Origin of the sequence: Streptomyces sp. NPDC059850 (assembly GCF_042731515.1) — a bacterium.
Lineage (GTDB): Bacteria > Actinomycetota > Actinomycetes > Streptomycetales > Streptomycetaceae > Streptomyces.
On the sequence record NZ_JBHWJI010000023.1, the window covers coordinates 18,418 to 36,120 of the forward strand.

A 17,703-nucleotide genomic window follows, 5' to 3' on the forward strand; every position below is an offset into this window, starting at 1 on the left:
GCTGTGGTGAACCACCCGCGAGAGCGGTGCTCTCGTTGAAGAGCATTGTGCGCAGAGGTCCCGGAACATGGCAAGAGCAGTGCTCTCGTTTTAGGTCGCCGCTCCGAAAGATGGCAGACTGTACGCATGACCGCGATCCGAGGGGCCAGGGAACGGGCCCGCGCCGAAGTGACCGCCGCCATCAAGGAAGAGGCGCGCCGCCAGCTGGCCGACCAGGGCGCGGCCAAGCTGTCGCTCCGGGCCGTCGCCCGCGAGCTGGGCATGGTCTCCTCGGCCCTCTACCGCTACTACCCGAGCCGCGACGAGCTGCTGACCGCGCTCATCGTGGACGCGTACGACGCGATCGGCGCCGCCGCCGAGGCCGCGCTCGCCGCGACGCGCGGCGACGACGCCCCCGTGGCGCGCTGGACGGCGGTCTGCCGGGCGGCCCGGAGCTGGGCGCTCGCCCACCCGCACGAGTACGCGCTGATCTACGGCTCCCCGGTGCCCGGTTACTCCGCGCCCGAGGCCACCAACGCCCCCGCCGCCCGCATCGCCCTCACCCTCGTCGCGGTCGCCCGCGACGCCCACGCCGGGGGTGCCCTGCGCGTACCGGAGGCGGCGGAGCTGCCGGAGGGGGTGCGGGCGGACGTCGCGGCCCTGGCCGACGTCCTCGAGGCCGAGCTGCCCGCCGAGGCGCTGGCGGCGCTCGTCGCGGCGTGGGCGCAGCTCTTCGGGCTGATCAGCTTTGAGCTGTTCGGCCACTTCCATGGGGTGGTGGCGGCGCGGGACGAGTTCTTCGCGCACACGGCCGCCGCCCTGGGGCGCCAAGCGGGCCTGCGGTAGCGGGCCTTCCGTCGGTCCCCGCGGGCTACTCCGGGGGGAGTACGGGCGATCACCGCGCACGGGGGACGCCGTTCGCGGGTGGCCGGTCTAGCGTTGCCGTATGCACGAATTCACGGGGGAGCGGGGGCCTGGTCGCGAACCGGGGCGCGGTCCGGGCGGGTGGTGGCGCGGGGCGCCCTGGTACGGCGGGCCGTTCGGCCCGCCGGGCACCTCCGTGCCCTGGCGCTCCTCGCTCGTCGTCGCCGTCGTCCAGCTGGTGGGCACGGGGTTCGCCGCCCAGCGGCAGCCCGACCGGAGCGACCTCGGCCCCGGCCTGTACGCGCTGCTGCTGGCCGGGCCCGCGCTGCTGCTCCTGCGCCACCGCCACCCCCGGCTCGCCGTCCTCGGCGTCTCAGCGGTGACCTTGGGCTACCTCGCCGTGGGCGGGCCGAACGGCCCGGTCTTCCTCAGCGTCGTCGTCGCCTGCGTCGCGGCCGTCGCCGCCGGGCAGCGGGTGGCGGCCTGGTGCGCGGTCGGCGCGCTGTGGGCGGGGCGGCTGCTCATCGCGCACTGGCTCTACCGCTGGCTGCCGCCGCCGGGCGACCCGTCCGCCGGTTGGGGGCAGGAGGTGGCGGTCGCGGCCTGGGCGGCGGCGGTGCTCGCGGCGGCCGAACTCGTCCGCGTACGGCGCGAGCAGTGGGCCCGCGAGCGCGCGGAGCGGGCGGCGGCGGTACGGCGCCGGGCGGACGAGGAGCGGCTGCGGATCGCCCGCGAACTGCACGACGTCCTCGCCCACAGCATCTCGGTCATCAATGTGCAGGCGGGGGTCGGCCTCGCCCTCCTCGACCAGGACCCCGAACAGGCCCGCACCGCCCTGACCACCATCAAGGCGGCCAGCAAGGAGGCGCTGGGCGAGGTACGCCAGGTCCTGGACACCCTGCGCGCCTCCGGCGCCGCGCCGCGCCAGCCCGCCCCCGGCCTGGACCGGCTCCCGGAGCTGACCGAACAGGCGGCGGGCGCGGGGCTGACGGTGGAGGTCGCGACGCGGGGCACCCCGGCCGCCCTGCCGCCGGGCACGGACCTGGCCGCTTTCCGCATCGTCCAGGAGGCGCTGACCAACATCGTCCGCCACTCGGGCTCGCGGACCGCGCACGTCCGGTTGTCGTACGCCCCGGAGGAGCTGGAGCTGCGGGTGGACGACGACGGCCCGGCGACCACGGACGACACGGCGGGCCGAGCGACGGGCGGCGGGAACGGCCTGGTCGGCATGCGCGAGCGCGCCGCCGCCCTCGGCGGCACGGTGGAGGCGGGCCCCTGCCCGGACGGCGGCTTCCGCGTGCACGCGCGCATCCCGCTCACCGCCACGCCCGCCGCACACGATGCGCCCCAAACCGCCGCGCCAGAGGAGACCAAGACCGCCGCGCCCGAGGAGACACCGTGAGCCGAGTGATCCGCGTCCTGCTCGCCGATGACCAGCTCCTGGTCCGCGCGGGCTTCCGGGCGCTGCTGGCCGCCCAGCCGGACATCGACGTGGTCGCCGAGGCCGCCGACGGGGAGCAGGCCCTGAAGGAGGTGCGGGAGCGCCGCCCCGATGTCGTGCTCATGGACATCCGCATGCCCCTCCTCGACGGACTCGCCGCGACCCGCCGGATCACCGCCGACCCCGCCCTCGCGGAAGTGAAGGTGATCATGCTGACCACCTTCGAGCTGGACGAATACGTCTTCGAGGCCATCCGTGGCGGCGCCTCCGGCTTTCTGGTCAAGGACACAGAACCGGAGGAACTGCTGCGCGCGGTGCGGGCCGTGGTCGACGGCGACGCGCTGCTGTCGCCCGGGGTCACCCGCCGCCTCATCGCCGAGTTCGCCGCCCGCTCGAAGGAGCCCGCGCCCGCCTCCGTCCTCACGGAACTGACCGAGCGGGAACGGGAGGTGATGGCCCTGGTCGGAATCGGCCTGTCGAACGAGGAGATCGCGCGGCGGCTGGTCGTCAGCCCGCTCACCGCCAAGACCCATGTGAGCCGCACGATGGTGAAGCTGGGCGCCCGCGACCGCGCCCAACTCGTCGTCCTCGCCTATGAGTCGGGACTCGTACGCCCCGGCTGGCTGGGCTGACCTGCCCAGCCCGTGGCGCAGCGCGTCAGAACAGCGCCTCCGGACGCGCGGCCTCCCGCGCCGGAACCTCCACCGGGGCCGTCGTCTCCGCGTCCGCCGGGGCAGCGCCGAGCGGACGGCCCGCCAGCAGACGGCCATCCAGCAGCAGGGCGCGGCCGTCCGACGCGGTCAGCTGGATGTCCGGGCCCGCCACGCCCTCGACGCGCCCCGCCACCGTGCGGTCGGCGGCGAGCCGGATCGCCCCGTGCACCGGACCCAGCCGCTCCAGATGGAACGCCTCGTCGTGGTGGACCGGCGCGAAGGCGGTGACGGCCAGCGACTCCGGCAGACCGCCGAGCCCGCGCGCCCGCGCGTGCAGCGCCGCGAGTTCGGCGGCGCGGTGCTCCCGGGGCGGCGGCGCCTGCCGGGCGGCGCGCTTGGCCGCGTACGGAAAGCGGTCCGGGACGCCGAGCGCGGCCCCCAGCACGGCCTCCGCGCGGCGCGCGGCCATCAGCGGGCCCCGGCCGAGCAGCGCGTACGAGAGCGCTGCCTGCTCCAGCAGTCGTACGCCCTGCCGCTCGGCCGCCGTGATCCCGGCCTTGACCAACCCCGGCCCGAACCAGGCGAGATAGACGTCGTACGGGCGGGGGTCGTCGGTGCGGGTGTCGGCGGCGACCGAGTACGAGCGGTCGAGCCGGGCGCAGTCCGCGCACTGGGACGAGACGGCGGTCACCGACACCTCGGCGTCGTCCGGGCACGGGGTGTGCCTGGCCCCCCGGCGCACGCCGGTGCAGTGGCGCCCGGGCCCGGTGGTGAAGGCCAGCGGACGGCCCCGCGTCAGCGCGGACGTCCGCTCACCGTGGACCGGATGGCGCCAGACGAGGGCGGGGCCGGAGCCGTACGACCAGCGCAGCCCCGCGCACCGCCACCGCCCGTCCCCGGTCATTCGCGCCGCCCCTTACGGGGCAGCCACAGCACCCGTATCACGCGGTAGGCGAACCCGGCGGTGGCCGCGACGGCGGCCGCCGTCCGCCACGCGGCCTCCTGGGCCTGCCCCAGCTCCCCGAAGAGCGCGGGGCTCGCGACGGCGAAGAAGAGGACGGCCGCCAGCAGCCCGCCCGTGACCAGGGCGAACACGATCTCCACGGTGAGCGCGTCCCGGTCGGCCTGGCTACGGGGCCCAGGCCTGCTCACAGGGACGACCGCTCCCGCCACACCTGCGCCAGCGACAGATCGCCCTTGCCGCTCAGCGCGCTGTACGGCAGCCGGTTCCACGCCACCATGTACAGCTCCCCGGCCGGGCCGGTCAGCTCGCAGTCCGCGTCCCCCTCGCCGTCCCGCGTGGTGCGCGGGATCGCTTCGCTGAGCCGCACCGTCCAGATGTCGTCGGTGTCCGTGGCCCGCAGCCGCAGGGTGCGCGGGGCCTCCGTACGCACCTTGCTCAGCTCCGTCGCATGGAAACGGAGCAGCAGCTCATCGATCCCGTCCGCCGCGAAGGCCGGGTCGAAGGGCGAGTGGTCCGCGCCGAGCGCCGATTCCGCGTCGACCCGGTGGATCGACGTCTCGTGGGCCTGCCGCCGGGCCCAGAACGCCAGCGGCGCGGGGTCGGGCAGGAACGTGTAGCACTCCAGGGCCGGGTCGGCGTCGGTGAGCGCCTTGACCAGCGTCCGATGGCTGTCCCGGTACCAGGCGACCAGCTCGGCGCCGTCCAGCTCCGGCTCGTCACTCAGCTGAACCCGCTCCGTCAGGCCCTCGGCGAGGTAACGGGTCGCCCACCGGTGCACCCGCCCGGTGTGCGACAGCAGGTCCCGGACCTGCCACCCGGGGCAGGTGGGCACCCGGGCGTCCGTGCCCGCCTTGGCCGCGGCGTCGGCCAGCAGCTGCCCCTCGCGGTTCACGACGTCGATCAGCTCGGCAATCTCCATGGCGGAATTCTGCCAGCCACCTCTGACATGCGGGGTGACGTGGCGAAATTCAATCCGGCGGTCAATCCGGCCCGGGGCGTACGGCGTTGCGGGTGGCGTACGCGACGACGGCCGCGACCGCCGCCAGCCCCGCGACCGTGGTGAGGGCTGCGGGCAGCGAGAACCAGTCGGCGAGGAAGCCGATCGCGGGCGGGCCCAGCAGCATGCCGCCGTAGCCGAGGGTGGAGGCCGCGGCGACCCCGCTGGGGCCGGCCAGCGCGCCCGCCCGGGCGATGGCCACGGGGAAGAGATTGGCCAGGCCGAGCCCGGTGACCGCGAAGCCCAGCAGGGTGAGCCAGACCGTCGGCGCGAGCGCGCCCAGCAGCATCCCGGCCGCCGCCGTGGCGCCGCCCGCGGTCAACGTCGCGGTCTGGCCGATCCGTTCGAGCAGCGCCGTACCGGAAAGCCGCCCAATGGCCATCGTCAGCGCGAATACGGAGTAACCGGCGGCCGCGACGCCCGCGGACGCGTGGAGGTCCTCGCGGAGATGGAGCGCGGCCCAGTCCGCCATCGCCCCCTCGCCGTACGCCGTGCACAGGGCGATCAGGCCGAATACCGCCACCAGCCAGCGCGCGGGCCCGCGCCGCGCTCCGGCGGATGCCCCGGCCGCCGGGCTCGTATCGGTTTCGGGCGGCGACGGCGGCGGAACGGAGAGCAGGGTGCGGCCCGCGCCCGCCGCGAGCACCAGCCCGACGGCGGCCAGCAGCGCCAGATGGCGGGTGGGGGAGAGATGGCCCGCGAGCAGCCCGCCGAGCCCCGCCCCGGCCATCCCGCCCAGGCTGAACGCCGCGTGGAAGCTGGGCATGACGGGCCTGCGCAGCGCGGCGATGAGATCGACGGCCGCGCTGTTCATGGCGACGTTGAGCCCGCCGAAGGCGGTGCCGAAGACCAGCAGCACCAGCCCGAGGGCGAGCGCGGAGTGGGTCAGCGGCGGCAGCGTGACGCTGAGCGAGAGCAGCACGGCGAGGGCGACCGTCGTGGCGTGGCTGCCGAACCGGCGGCAGAGCCACCCGGTGGTCATCATGGTGGCCGTGGCACCCACCGACACGCACAGCAGGGCGAGCCCCAGGGCGCCCGCGGAGGCGCCCGTCTGGTCCTTGATCGCGGGGATGCGGGCCACCCATCCGGCGAACACGAAGCCGTCGAGGGCGAAGAACACGGTGAGGGCGGCGCGGAGTTGGGAGAGGGCGCGCTCGGGGGTCGCCGGCCCGCGCTTCCCCGGAATGGCCGTCCATGTTTTGTTTGATGTCGGCACAAAGTGAGAATAGAGGCGTGACCCAGACACGGACAAGGCTCGAGCGGGGCCGGGGCGCTCTCGGCCCGGCACTGGCGCTCGTACACACCGGCCGCGCACCCACCCGCGCGGTGCTCACGACCGAACTCGGGGTGACCCGCGCGACCGCGGGGGCCGTCGCCGCCGAGCTGGAGGCGCTCGGCCTGATCGAGGTCGACGCGCGGCCGCTCGGCTCCGCCGGGGCGCAGGGCCGCCCCTCGCACCGGCTCTCGATCGCCCCGCGCGGGCCCGTCGCGCTCGCCGCCCAGGTGCACGCCGACGGCTTCCGGGCGGCGCTCGTCGGGCTCGGCGGGAACATCGTCGCCACCGCCCCCGGCCGCATGACGGTGCCCGCCGACCCGGCGCACGTCATCGACGCGGTCGTCGAGGCCGGAGCCCAGCTGCTGCGCGAGACCGGCCGCCGCTGCGTGGGCGCCGGGCTGGCCGTGCCGTCCGCGGTCGCGGAGCCCGAGGGCACCGCCCTCAACCCGCTGCACATCGCCTGGCCCGCGGGCGCGCCGGTGCGCGAGCTGTTCACCCGGAGCCTGGCCGAAGCGGGGATCCGCGGCGCGGACGGGGAACCGCTCACCGGCCACGCGGGCAACGACGTCAACCTCGCCGCCCTCGCCGAACACCGGCACGGCGCCGGGGGCGGCGCGCAGCATCTGCTGTGCGTCGCCACCGGACACCGCGGCGTCGGCGGCGCGCTGGTCCTCGACGGGCGGCTGCACACCGGCAGCGCGGGGCTCGCCCTGGAGGTCGGCCATCTGACCGTCAACCCCGAGGGGCCGCCCTGCCACTGCGGCAGCCGCGGCTGCCTGGACATCGAGACCGACCCGCTCGCCTTCCTCGACGCCGCCGGGCGCGAGCCCGGCCCCGAGGGGTCGCTGCTCCAGCAGGCCCGTGACCTGATCCGCGCGGACTACGCCGATCCGTCGGTGCGGGCCGCCGCCGAGCAGCTCATCGACCGCCTGGGCCTCGGGCTCGCCGGGCTCGTCAACATCCTCAACCCCGACCGCATCATCCTCGGCGGCCTCCACCGCGAGCTGCTGGAGGCCGACGCGGAGCGGCTGCGGGCGGTCGTCGCCGAGCGCAGCCTGTGGGGGCGCAGCGGGGGCGTACCGATTCTGCCGTGCACCCTGGACCACAACGGCCTGGTGGGCGCGGCGGAGCTGGCGTGGCAGCCGGCGCTGGACGACCCGCTGACGGCGCTGGGTGTGGCGTAGCACCGCCTACCAGTGCCGTCCCTCGGGGAGCGCGGTCAGGTCCGGGGCCGACAGATGGAGCACCTGGTAGCGGTCGCCGGGCTCTTCGGGTGGCGCGGAGTGGGCCCAGAGCGTGAAGCGCATCAGCTCCCAGCCGCGCGGGTCGATGCCGAGCGCCGCCGAGTGCACACCCTCGGCGGTCGCCCGGCGCCGCAGCTCCTTAAGCGCGCCGTCGACGGCCGTCGCGGGATCGGCGGCGGCCGGGACCGGCTCGGTGTGGCGGACGGCGGTGCGCGGCGCGGTGCCGACGGCCGGGCCGCGGTGGAAGGCCAGGCCCTGCCAGTGTTCGACGGCGGGGCGGCCGAAGTCCTGGACGATGCCCCGGAATCCGGGACCCCACAGGAAGCGGTTCATGGCGTCCGGGGCGGACCAGAGGTAGAACGGCGCGTAGGAGTTGACCGGTGAGCCGTCGACCCCGCGCTCGCGGATGCCGTACGCCTTGAGGCCGAGCCCCGGGAAGTCGTCCAGGAGGTGCCCCCTCGACTCCACCCGATGCCGGATGATCTTCATGTCGTAGTCGGCGGGCAGCGTGATCCGGTACTGCATCGCGTGCATGAGCGGACTCTTTCCTTCTCCTGGAACCTTCTCCTGGAACCGGCAATTCCGTTACCTGGCGGGGGAGTCGGGCGCCCGGTGGGCGGCCAGCAGGGCGAGCAGGCCTTCCGCGGCGCTGTCGAAAGGGGCCGCCGACTCGGCCGCGCGGGCCAGCACATAGCCGCCCTGTACGGTCGCGACGACCGCCGAGGCGGTACGGGCCGGGTCCAGCCCGGCCGTGAACTCGCCGCGCTCCCGCCCCTCGGCGAGGACGTCCGCCAACCGCCCGCGCAGCCAGTCCAGCGTCTCGTCCACCGGCTGCCGCAGCACCGGATCGGCGATCACCTCCGGATCCATCGTCAGCCGCCCGATCGGACAGCCGCGCAACACATCGCGCTCGCGCCGCAGATAGCCGCGCACGCGGTCGTACGCGCCCCCGGGGCCGGACAGCGACGCCTCCGCCGCGGCCCGCAACTCCTCGGCGGTGCGGCGGATGGCCGCGAGCGCGAGATCGGGCTTGCCCGTGAAGTGGTGGTACATGCTGCCCTGGCCCGCCCCCGCCCGCTGCTGGATCGCCTTGGGGCTGGTGCCCACGTAGCCGCGCTCCCACAGCAGTTCCCGGGTGCTCTCGATCAGCCGTTCCGAGGTGGTCATGCGAGGAGTGTACATACCAGTAGGTACAGAGAGGGTGGTGAGCGGGCCGTCCCGTCCGCCTGGGGGCGGGGCGGCCCGAACGCCCGGTGCCGAAACGCTCAGTGGGATACGGCCGACCGGGCGGCCGGTGCCCGCTCCCGTACGGCCGGTGCGGGCGCGGGCGCCGCCACGGGAGCCGGTGCGGGCGCCGGGGATACCGGGGATACGGGAGACACCGGGGCCGGTGCGGAGGCCGGGGTGGGGGCCGTTACCGGACGGGCCAGGCCCGCCCGGTGCGGCGGCGGCGCGGTGCGGCCCGCTCCGTACGCCGCGTACGGCGAGCCGGTCACGGTGGCGGGCTGCGGCACGGCCAGCGTGAACCAGACGACCTTGCCGCTGCCGTCGTCCCGTACGTCCATCCCCCAGGTCTGGCTGACCGCCGCGACCAGCGCGAGCCCCCGGCCGTGCGTGGACACGGGGTCGGATTCGCGGACCCGGGGCAGCCGCGGATCCTGGTCGCGGACCGAGACCGTCAGCCGGTCCAGCATGAGGGCGATCTCGACCGTGCACTGCTTGTCCGGCTCGGCGTGCCGGTGGACATTGGTGAGCAGCTCGGTGACACCGAGCGCCGCCGGGTCGATGAGCGGATCCAGATGCCAGTAGCGCAACTGCGCCGACACGATTCTGCGGACCTGACCGATCCGCGACGGCAGGGCTTGCAGCTCCACCGTGCAATGCCTGCTAGGACGACTGATCACGGCTGCGACTCCCTGAAGAAGTTGGGGCTAGCCTGATGCAGATGCGGGCGGCGAACGCGTTCAGCAGTGGTGGCTGCCGTGCGCGACCGGTGGGCCGGTTCTCAGCGTCACCGCTTGTTGACCCTCAGTGATACTGATGCTCGTCCAGGGTCGGTCCCCCCGCGCGCATGCGCAACTCGGCCGCCTTCACCCCTTGCGGACGTGGTCCCGGGCGGACCGGACCGCGTCGAGGAAGCGGCCGGCGGCGCCGGACCCGGAGGGCTTGGCCGCGTCCTGCTGGCCGAGGGTGAGGCGGTAGCGGGTGCCGTTGACGGTCGCCATCGCCTGGTCGCCGTCCACGAACCACGGTTTGCTCGCCCGGACCGACTGCACGGGCGCGCTGTCGATCTCGCGCCCGTAGCTGGTCAGCAGCTGCAGCCTGCCGTCCTTGATCGAGACCTGTCCGGCGCGGGTGACCGAGCGCAGGAATCGCTCGATCCGCACGCCCCTGGCGTTGAATTCGGTATCGGCCATCACGACCGCCTCCCCGGTGGCTTCCGACTGGCAAGCGCTGCTGCCTCATTCTCCCTGCTGCGCAGTGTGCCCGTGACCGGCCCGGGGCACCAGGGCGCACCGGGGTCCATTTAGGATCGAAACGGACCGAGTATGCCACTCGGAACGGGCACGGGGCACAAGCACGAGGAGCGGCGTGGACAGTACGACGCGGACGGTCATCGACACGGTTGACGTGGACCGCAGTGACCACGACTACCGGGCCTGGCTCAAGGAGGCCGTCCGGAAAGTGCAGGCCGACGCACAGCGATCAGCTGATACGCACCTGCTGAGCTTCCCGCTCCCGCAGCGGTGGGGGATCGACCTCTACCTCAAGGACGAGTCCACCCATCCCACAGGGAGCCTCAAGCACCGGCTCGCCCGCTCGCTGTTCCTCTACGGGCTGTGCAATGGCTGGATCCGCCCCGGCAAGCCCGTCATCGAGGCGTCCAGCGGCTCCACCGCCGTATCCGAGGCGTACTTCGCGAAGCTGATCGGCGTCCCCTTCATCGCGGTGATGCCGCGCACGACGAGCCGGGAAAAGTGCCGCCTGATCGAATTCCATGGCGGCCAGTGCCATTTCGTGGACGACCCGCGGAAGATGTACGAGGAGTCCATCGCCCTCGCGGCGGAATCCGGTGGCCACTACATGGACCAGTTCACCTACGCCGAAAGGGCGACCGACTGGCGAGGCAACAACAACATCGCCGAGTCGATCTACCAGCAGCTGCGGCTGGAGCGCTATCCCGAACCGGCCTGGGTGGTCGCCACCGCGGGCACCGGCGGCACCTCCGCGACCATCGCGCGCTATGCGCACTACATGCAGTACGACACCCGGGTGTGCGTCGCCGACCCGGAGAACTCGTGCTTCTTCGACGGCTGGGTGCACCACGACGCCCACGCGTGCAGCGAGTCCGGTTCCCGTATCGAGGGCATCGGCCGCCCCCGGATGGAGCCCAGCTTCCTGCCCGGCGCGATCGACCGGATGATGAAGGTCCCGGACGCGGCGAGCGTCGCGGCCGTACGGGCGCTGGAGCGGGCGATCGGGCGCAAGGCGGGCGGGTCCACGGGGACCGGGCTGTGGAGCGCGCTGAAGATCGTCGCGGAGATGGTGGAGCGGGGGCGCACGGGAAGCGTGGTGACACTGCTGTGCGACCCGGGCGACCGGTATCTGGACAAGTACTACTCGGACGCCTGGCTGGAGGAACAGGGGCTCGACATCGAGCCGCACGCGAAGGCGATCGACACCTTCCTGGCGACCGGACGCTGGCCGGACCAGCTCACGGCCTGATCCACCCTCAGCCCGTCGTCAGCCGCCGGTCCAGGCACCGGACCGCGTCGTGGAACGCCCGCCGCAGCCCCGGGCGGAAGATCCGCGCCGAGGCCCGGACCGGCGCCGTGCCGTCCAGCGCGAACGTGTAGCGCACCACCGTGCCGGAGCGCCACGGCACCAGCCGCCATTCCTCCAGCAGCGCCCGCAGCCCCGGTACGTTCGTCTCGTCGATCCGGTACGCGTACCGCTCGCAGGGGTCCGCCGCCACCACCGTCTCGCGGAAGCGGGTGCCGCCCAGCAGGCGGATCTCCCGCCCCGTCCCGTCGGCCGTCGCGCGGGCGTCGGTCACCTGGCGGAACCAGCGGGGCCAGCCCTCGACATCGGCCAGCGCCCCGAACACCGCCTCGGGCGGCGCCGACGCCTCGGCGGTGAAAGCGAGTTGGACCGGGGCCGTCTCGGTGTAGTCCAGCCCCACGGAACGCAACCGGTATGCCATGCGGCCACGATAGCCGCACGGCTGTCGCTCCGTCAGAGGTCCCGTCAGAGGACCGACGCGGCCTCGCCCGGCTCGCCCGCCACCACCAGCTCCGGCAGATACTCGGCGATCTCGGCACGCGCCGCGGCCGGCAGCCCGGGGTCCGTCACCAGCGCGTCCACCTGGTCCAGCGAGGCGAAGGAACTCAGGCCCACCGTGCCCCACTTGGTGTGGTCGGCGACCACCACCACCCGCCGCGCGGACCGCACGAAGTGGCGGTTGGTCTCCGCCTCCGCCAGGTTCGGCGTGGACAGCCCGGCCTCGACCGATATGCCGTGCACGCCGAGGAAGAGCACATCGAAGTGGAGCGCGCGCACCGCGGCGTCCGCGACCGGCCCCACCAACGTGTCCGACGGGGTGCGCACCCCGCCCGTGAGCACCACGGTGGCCGCCCCGGGGCGCGGTGCGGCCCCGCCGAGCGCCGCCGCCGACCGCTGCGCGTTGTAGAACACGTCCGCCACCCGGACCGAGTTGGTCACCACCGTCAGATCCGGCACCTCCAGCAGCTGCTGGGCCAGCGCGAACGCCGTCGTACCCCCGGCCAGCCCGATCGCCGTCCCCGGGGTGACCATCGCGGCGGCGGCCTTCGCGATGTCCTCCTTGGCGGACAGCTCCAGGCCCGACTTGGCCTCGAACCCCGGTTCGTACGTGCTCGCCTCGGCGACCGGCACCGCGCCGCCGTGCACCTTCTCCAGCACACCCTGCCGGGCCAGCGCGTCCAGATCGCGACGGACCGTCATGTCCGACACATTGAGCTTGCGCGTCAGCTCGTTGACCCGCACTCCACCGCGCCGCCTGACCTCGTCGAGAATCAGGGCGCGCCGCTGCTCGGCGAGGAGATTCTGGTTGTCGCTCACCCTGCCCGTTCCCTTCCGGCCGTCGCACGTCGCCCGCGCGGCCATCTTCGCATGTGGGGCGGACAGCCGGGCCCTGAGTACCGGGGGGTTACGATTTCGCCACGCCCGGCCTGTCATGCTCCGTGTCCCACCCCGCTGGGCACAATCCTGGAGCGAAGACCGGGAGAAGACCGGGGACAGACCTGGGGAAGACCGGGGCGGGACGACCGCACGACACCGGGATCGGGGGGCACGGTGGCATCGACCACGGGTACCAGCGCATCGGCAGCGGGGGCGGACCGGGCGCTGGGGGCGCCACCGCCGCCCCGGAACGGTGAACCACCACCCGACCTGGAACTCCTGGTCCACGGCGTCGGCGGCACCACCCCCCAGGAGATGCTGACCGATCCGCGCACCACCCCGGTCACCGGCGACGAGACCGCCGCGGTCTACCGGCGCATCGACGACATCGACGCCGAGTCGCGCCCGGAGGACCACCGGGGCGCCCCGGTCCGCGAGGCGTACGTCTGGTCCAACCTCACCTCCGGCAACAGCGCCCGCGCCCTGTGGTTGCTCCTGCTGCCCTTCATGGTCGTCAACCTGGCCCACTGGATGCGCCCCGCGGCCGACCGCCGGGAGCGCACCGTGCGCAGCTACGGGCTGCTGGTGCGGCTGGTCGCGCTCAGCCTGACCGTGCTGCTGATCGCCGGGGCCGGCGAGGTCGCCCTCGACCTGGTCGCCTGGCAGTGCGCGGGCGCCGCCGAGTGCGCCGACGGCACCTGGCTCGGCTTCCTGTCCGCCGGGGACGACGGCTGGTGGAGCCAGCCCGGCCGCCGGCTCGCGCTCGCCGCCGTCGTACCGGCGGCCCTCAACGGGCTGCTGTGGTACCTGTCCAACCGCACCTGGAGCGCCTACGAGTCGCAGCCCCCGCTGGAGCGGCCGGTGGACGAGACCTGCGCCGAGTCGGGCAACCAGCCCGCGCTGTGCCTGCCGGGCTTCTGGTACGGCCGCCGCATCGTCGCCCGGCTGCGCGCCGCCCACACCGCCGCGGGCTTCCTGACGATCGCCGCGGCCATCACCGCGGCCACCGCAGGGTACGACCGCGAGGCGGGCGGCGGCGCCCTGCTGGACGCCGTGGGCTGGACGCTGCTCGCCCTGGTGATCACCGGCGGGTGCCTGGTGGTGATCGTGGTGTGCCGCCGAGGCCGCAGCGAGACCAAGGCCGACAGCGATCTGGACCGCCTCACCATCACCGCGCTGCCCGGCGCCGCACTCGGCGTGCTCGCGCTCGCCATGCTGTACGCGGGCTGGTCCCGCCCCGACTGGGTCTCCCACGGAAGGCTGCCCGGCGACCAGACCTTCGTCACGATCGCCATCGTGCAGGGCGCGCTCATCGTGGCCATCGCGGTGTGCGCCCTGCTCCTGTACCGGGAGGCGCCCACCGCGCGCACCCCGCTGCGCGGACTGGCCGGTCCCGCCGTCGCCATGCTCGCCTGCGGGCTCGGTTCGGTGCTCGCCGGAGGCGTCGCCCAGCGCATCGCCGACTGGCTGGACGGCGGTGCCACCCCGGGCGAGGGCGGCACCATCGCGCCGCCCATCCTGCTGTCCTGGTGGGCCACGGCCATACCGGTCCTGCTGCTGATGATCCTGCTGCTGGCTGTGATCTTCGCCCTGCGGGCCTGGCGGATCCGCGAGCGGCTCATCCCCGGCGTCCTGGACAGCTACCCGGGCGAGCCCGCCGACGCGGTGCGCACCCGCCGGATCGCCACCACCATCGCCCGCGCCGGGCTCACCGACTCCACGCCCTGGCTCGTCGGCCCCGTCGCCCTGTTCACTCTGCTGCTCGGCGGGCTCGCGGTCATCGGGACCTGGCTCACCAACGAGGTGCCGGGGCGGGCCGCCGACGACACCCCGGGGTTCATCGACGCGGCCACCCAGACGGCCCAGGCGCTCGGCTCCTGGATGATGGGCTTCGCGGTCCTGATGCTGGTCACCTGGGCCCGTCGCGCGTACCGCAGCCCCTCCGCGCGGCGCACCATCGGCATCCTGTGGGACGTCGGCACCTTCTGGCCGCGCGCAGCGCACCCCTTCGCCCCGCCCTGCTATGCCGAGCGCGCCGTCCCCGACCTGACCTGGCGGATGGAGACCTGGACCCGCACCTACGGCGGCCGCCTCGTCATCTCCGGGCACTCTCAGGGCAGCGTGCTGGCCGCCGCCGCGGTCTGGCAGGTCGACCCGCGCACCCGCGCCCAGGTCGCGCTGCTCACCTACGGCTCACCGCTGGAGCGGCTGTACGGGCGCTGGTTCCCCGCCTACTTCGGCCCCGCCCAACTGCGCTCGCTCCACGGCGAGGTGCGGTGCTGGCGCAACCTGTGGCGCTACACCGACCCCATCGGCGGCCCGATCCGGCTGACCGAGACCGATGGGGCCGACGGGCCCGACGTGGACTGCGACGCGTTCAAGGACCCGCTCGCCTACGGCCGTACCGCCGAACACCCGCTGCCCGCGCCGATCCTGGGGCACGGCGAGTACCAGGCGGACCCGGCCTTCGACCGGGAGCGGGCCGCGCTGCTGGCCCGCCTCCCCGAGCAGGCTCAGAGCAGTTCGGGCAGATCCTCCGGGTAGAGCAGCGTGAGGTCGTCGGTGCTCGGGTCGCTCACCTGCGCGACCCGGCCCGCGTGCCGCTCCACCATCGCCTCGAAGGTCTGCCGGGCCGTACGGCCATTGCCGAACGCCGGACCCTTCGGCAGCGCCGTGAAGTACTTCAGCAGCGCCTCCGACGCGCCCTCGCCGATCCGGTACTCCTGGTCGTCGGCCTGCTGCTCCACGATCCGCAGCAGCTCCTCGGGCGCGTAGTCGCCGAACGTGATGGTGCGGGAGAAGCGGGACGCCACACCGGGGTTGACGGACAGGAAGCGCTCCATCTCCGCCGTGTACCCGGCGACGATGACCACCACCGAGTCCCGGTGATCCTCCATCAGCTTCACCAGGGTGTCGATCGCCTCGCGCCCGAAGTCCCGGCCGGAGTCCTCGGGCGAGAGCGCGTACGCCTCGTCGATGAACAGCACCCCGCCGCGCGCCCGGTCGAACGCCTCCTGGGTGCGGATCGCCGTCGAGCCGATGTGCTCGCCGACCAGGTCCACCCGGGAGACCTCCACCAAGTGGCCGCGCTCCAGCACCCCCAGCGAGGCCAGGATCTCGCCGTAGAGCCGGGCGACCGTCGTCTTGCCGGTGCCGGGGGAGCCGGTGAATACCAGATGGCGGCGGACGGAGGCGGCCTTCAGCCCGGCCTCCTGACGCCTGCGGCCGACCTCGATCATGTCGGTGAGGGCGCGCACCTCGCGCTTGACGCTGTCCAGCCCCACCAGCGCGTCCAGTTCGCCCAGCACCGTCGTGGAAGGCCGTACGGACACCGGCTCCTCGGCGGGCGCGGCGGTCACGGCCGGGGGCTGGACGGCGCGCTGCGCCGGGAGGCCGCCCAGCAGCCCGCCCGTCGAGGCGGCGGTCTCCACGGCGGGCGCCGGGAGCGCGGGGGCGGTCGCCGGGGTGGTGACGGCACTGGTGGCGCTCTCGTCGCTGGTGCAGTCCTCGACGGCCGGGCCCGCCTCGGAGAACTCGTAACCGCCGCGCGCGCACCGCTCGGTGCGGCACCGGGTCAGGGTGGTGCGGCAGCCGTCGATGATGTGGAAGCCATAGCCGCTGCTGCCCGTCACCCGGCAGTTGCTGAAGGTACCGCGGCCCTCGGCGGACACATAGAACCCGGCCTCCGTCGGCGAGGAGACCGTGGTGCGCTCGACCGTCGGGTCGGCGCCCTTGGTGACGATCACTCCGGTCGCGGCGCCGTCGATGACGCAGTTCGCGAGGGTGCCGCCGCTGCCGTGGTCACGGAACCAGGCGCCGGTGGCCGCCTCCCGGATGCGGCAGTCGTCCAGCTGGGCGGTCGCCCCGTCGCTCACCGACACCGCCGTGTTGCGCACCTGGGACAGGTCGCTGTCGACGACGTCCACGCGCGAGCCGCGGTCCAGCACGAACAGCGCGTCGGGCACGTCGCGCACCCGGCACGAGTCGAGCACGGCCGTCGCGCCGTCGCTCACCCACACCGCCGGATAGTCGCCCGTGCTCTCGTGCAGCTCGCACTGGTTGGCGTCCACCCGGGTGCCCGGGTCCCACACCGACAGGCCGTTGCGCCCGAACTTGCGTACGGTCGAGCGGGTCAGCGTGAGCACCGAACGGGACCGCAGGTCGACCGCGTTCTCCGGGACGTCGTGGATCTCGCAGTCCGCGAGCGTGAGCACGGCGTCGGTGTCCAGGTTGACGCCGTCGCCCGTGGTCCGGTGCACCTTGCAGTCGGTGAGATGCCCGGTGGCGCGCGAGGACACCGTCACCCCCGCGCCCCGGATCTCGTACACCTCGCAGCCGACGGCCTCCAGCGAACTGCCCTCGCCGGTCAGGGTGACCCCGGCGCCCGACGAGTGGTGGATGCGGCAGCGCTCCAGGCGCGGGCGGGCGCCGCCGCGCACCGCGACCCCGGACTGCCCGGCCGCCATCACCTCGCAGTCCTCGAACACCCCGCCCGCGCCGTCCAGCACGCTCAAGCCCACGCCCGCCGGGTTGTCCACGGTGCAGCGGCGCACGGTCGGCCGGGCGCCGCCGCGCACCTCGATGCCGACGGCGGAGCGGGTCGCGACCCGTACGTCCGTCAGCTCCGGGGTGCCCTCCTCGACCAGCAGCGCGGGCGACGCCGAGTCCATGCCCTCCACGTGCAGGTCCTGGACCACCGCCGACGCGCGTATCGTCAGGGCGACGCCGTCGGCGGGGGCGATCCGCACCGAGCCGCGCGAGGAGCCCTCGGGGCCGCGCAGGGTGACGGCCCGTCCCACCACCAGATTCTCACGGTAGGTGCCGGGCGAGATGGAGAGCACATCGCCGTCCCCGGCGGCCTCCAGGGCCGCGGCGAGGGAGGCGTACTCTCCGGTGCGGCGCCGCCACCGCGACGTCCCGCTGTGCGTCACCTGGACGACCGAGCCCTGTGCCATGGTGCTGCTGTGCCCCCACCTCGTGCGTATGCCGGATGTGCGCGACTGTGCCGCTGTTCACGTGAAGGCCCCACCGTAGCGTGCGCGCGGCACGCCGAGTTGACCTGCCCGGAAGGTCCGGCGCACGGGGTGTCCCGTACACAGGGTGTGGTGGTGAAGAGCCGCGCGCG

Annotated in this window: 17 protein-coding genes; 6 read left to right on the forward strand and 11 right to left on the reverse strand. The window is 74.2% G+C overall.

The annotated features are described in order from the left end of the window. Positions 1-126: 126 nt before the first annotated feature. The 3 genes from ACFV9T_RS20590 to ACFV9T_RS20600 all read left to right on the forward strand — a co-directional run bounded on the left by ACFV9T_RS20590 (position 127) and on the right by ACFV9T_RS20600 (position 2,916). The gene (locus tag ACFV9T_RS20590) at positions 127-825 is read left to right on the forward strand and encodes a TetR/AcrR family transcriptional regulator (protein WP_385442309.1); all 699 of its coding nucleotides are present in this window, start codon (positions 127-129) and stop codon (positions 823-825) included. 100 nt (positions 826-925) lie between these two features. Beyond that, complete coding sequence (locus tag ACFV9T_RS20595; protein WP_385442312.1) at positions 926-2,245, forward strand: sensor histidine kinase; 1,320 nt, start codon at positions 926-928, stop codon at positions 2,243-2,245. A 5-nt stretch (positions 2,246-2,250) separates the two neighbouring features. Then, positions 2,251-2,916: a response regulator gene (locus ACFV9T_RS20600; protein WP_385442503.1), complete on the forward strand. Its 666-nt coding sequence runs from the start codon at positions 2,251-2,253 to the stop codon at positions 2,914-2,916. Positions 2,917-2,941: 25 nt separating this feature from the next. Here ACFV9T_RS20600 and ACFV9T_RS20605 read toward each other — a convergent pair whose 3' ends face one another. The 4 genes from ACFV9T_RS20605 to ACFV9T_RS20620 all read right to left on the reverse strand — a co-directional run bounded on the left by ACFV9T_RS20605 (position 2,942) and on the right by ACFV9T_RS20620 (position 6,114). Next, positions 2,942-3,841: a DUF2797 domain-containing protein gene (locus ACFV9T_RS20605; RefSeq protein WP_385442313.1), complete on the reverse strand. Its 900-nt coding sequence runs from the start codon at positions 3,839-3,841 to the stop codon at positions 2,942-2,944. Further along, positions 3,838-4,089 carry a DUF6332 family protein gene (locus ACFV9T_RS20610; protein ID WP_385442314.1) on the reverse strand — a complete coding sequence of 84 codons (252 nt, stop codon included), beginning with the start codon at positions 4,087-4,089 and terminating at the stop codon, positions 3,838-3,840. Before ACFV9T_RS20610 ends, ACFV9T_RS20605 begins: the two co-directional genes overlap by 4 nt. Continuing rightward, on the reverse strand, positions 4,086-4,820 hold the full coding sequence (locus ACFV9T_RS20615; RefSeq protein ID WP_385442317.1) for a maleylpyruvate isomerase family mycothiol-dependent enzyme: 735 nt from the start codon (positions 4,818-4,820) through the stop codon (positions 4,086-4,088). Before ACFV9T_RS20615 ends, ACFV9T_RS20610 begins: the two co-directional genes overlap by 4 nt. A 61-nt stretch (positions 4,821-4,881) precedes the next feature. Then, positions 4,882-6,114, reverse strand: coding sequence for an MFS transporter (locus tag ACFV9T_RS20620; protein ID WP_385442319.1), 1,233 nt, complete (start codon positions 6,112-6,114; stop codon positions 4,882-4,884). Between ACFV9T_RS20620 and ACFV9T_RS20625 the strand changes: the two genes are divergently transcribed. Then, positions 6,105-7,358 carry an ROK family protein gene (locus tag ACFV9T_RS20625; RefSeq protein WP_385442321.1) on the forward strand — a complete coding sequence of 418 codons (1,254 nt, stop codon included), beginning with the start codon at positions 6,105-6,107 and terminating at the stop codon, positions 7,356-7,358. The genes ACFV9T_RS20620 and ACFV9T_RS20625 overlap by 10 nt on opposite strands. A gap of 6 nt (positions 7,359-7,364) precedes the next feature. Here the strand turns inward: ACFV9T_RS20625 and ACFV9T_RS20630 are convergent, their stop codons facing one another. The 4 genes from ACFV9T_RS20630 to ACFV9T_RS20645 form a co-directional block, all read right to left on the reverse strand. Beyond that, positions 7,365-7,952, reverse strand: coding sequence for a DUF4865 family protein (locus ACFV9T_RS20630; RefSeq protein WP_385442323.1), 588 nt, complete (start codon positions 7,950-7,952; stop codon positions 7,365-7,367). Between the two features lie 51 nt (positions 7,953-8,003). Next, positions 8,004-8,585 (reverse strand): TetR/AcrR family transcriptional regulator, encoded by a 582-nt coding sequence (locus ACFV9T_RS20635; protein ID WP_385442325.1) that lies wholly within the window; start codon positions 8,583-8,585, stop codon positions 8,004-8,006. A gap of 98 nt (positions 8,586-8,683) precedes the next feature. Next, on the reverse strand, positions 8,684-9,322 hold the full coding sequence (locus ACFV9T_RS20640) for an ATP-binding protein (RefSeq protein WP_385442327.1): 639 nt from the start codon (positions 9,320-9,322) through the stop codon (positions 8,684-8,686). A 186-nt stretch (positions 9,323-9,508) separates the two neighbouring features. Beyond that, a complete protein-coding gene (locus ACFV9T_RS20645; protein WP_385442328.1) occupies positions 9,509-9,835 on the reverse strand; it encodes a hypothetical protein in 327 nt (108 codons plus the stop codon). 175 nt (positions 9,836-10,010) lie between these two features. On the opposite strand from ACFV9T_RS20645, the gene ACFV9T_RS20650 reads away from it, so the two are divergent. Beyond that, positions 10,011-11,144, forward strand: coding sequence for a PLP-dependent cysteine synthase family protein (locus tag ACFV9T_RS20650; protein ID WP_385442330.1), 1,134 nt, complete (start codon positions 10,011-10,013; stop codon positions 11,142-11,144). 7 nt (positions 11,145-11,151) lie between these two features. On the opposite strand, the gene ACFV9T_RS20655 is transcribed toward ACFV9T_RS20650, so the two are convergent. Both ACFV9T_RS20655 and ACFV9T_RS20660 read right to left on the reverse strand, forming a co-directional pair. Next, positions 11,152-11,622, reverse strand: coding sequence for an SRPBCC family protein (locus tag ACFV9T_RS20655; RefSeq protein WP_385442333.1), 471 nt, complete (start codon positions 11,620-11,622; stop codon positions 11,152-11,154). 44 nt (positions 11,623-11,666) lie between these two features. Next, on the reverse strand, positions 11,667-12,518 hold the full coding sequence (locus tag ACFV9T_RS20660) for a DeoR/GlpR family DNA-binding transcription regulator (protein WP_385442334.1): 852 nt from the start codon (positions 12,516-12,518) through the stop codon (positions 11,667-11,669). A gap of 567 nt (positions 12,519-13,085) precedes the next feature. Here ACFV9T_RS20660 and ACFV9T_RS20665 point away from each other — a divergent pair. Continuing rightward, on the forward strand, positions 13,086-15,122 hold the full coding sequence (locus ACFV9T_RS20665) for a hypothetical protein (protein ID WP_385442505.1): 2,037 nt from the start codon (positions 13,086-13,088) through the stop codon (positions 15,120-15,122). Here the strand turns inward: ACFV9T_RS20665 and ACFV9T_RS20670 are convergent. Then, a complete protein-coding gene (locus tag ACFV9T_RS20670; protein ID WP_385442336.1) occupies positions 15,092-17,533 on the reverse strand; it encodes a right-handed parallel beta-helix repeat-containing protein in 2,442 nt (813 codons plus the stop codon). The two genes, ACFV9T_RS20665 and ACFV9T_RS20670, sit on opposite strands and share 31 nt — an antisense overlap. Positions 17,534-17,703 lie beyond the last annotated feature (170 nt).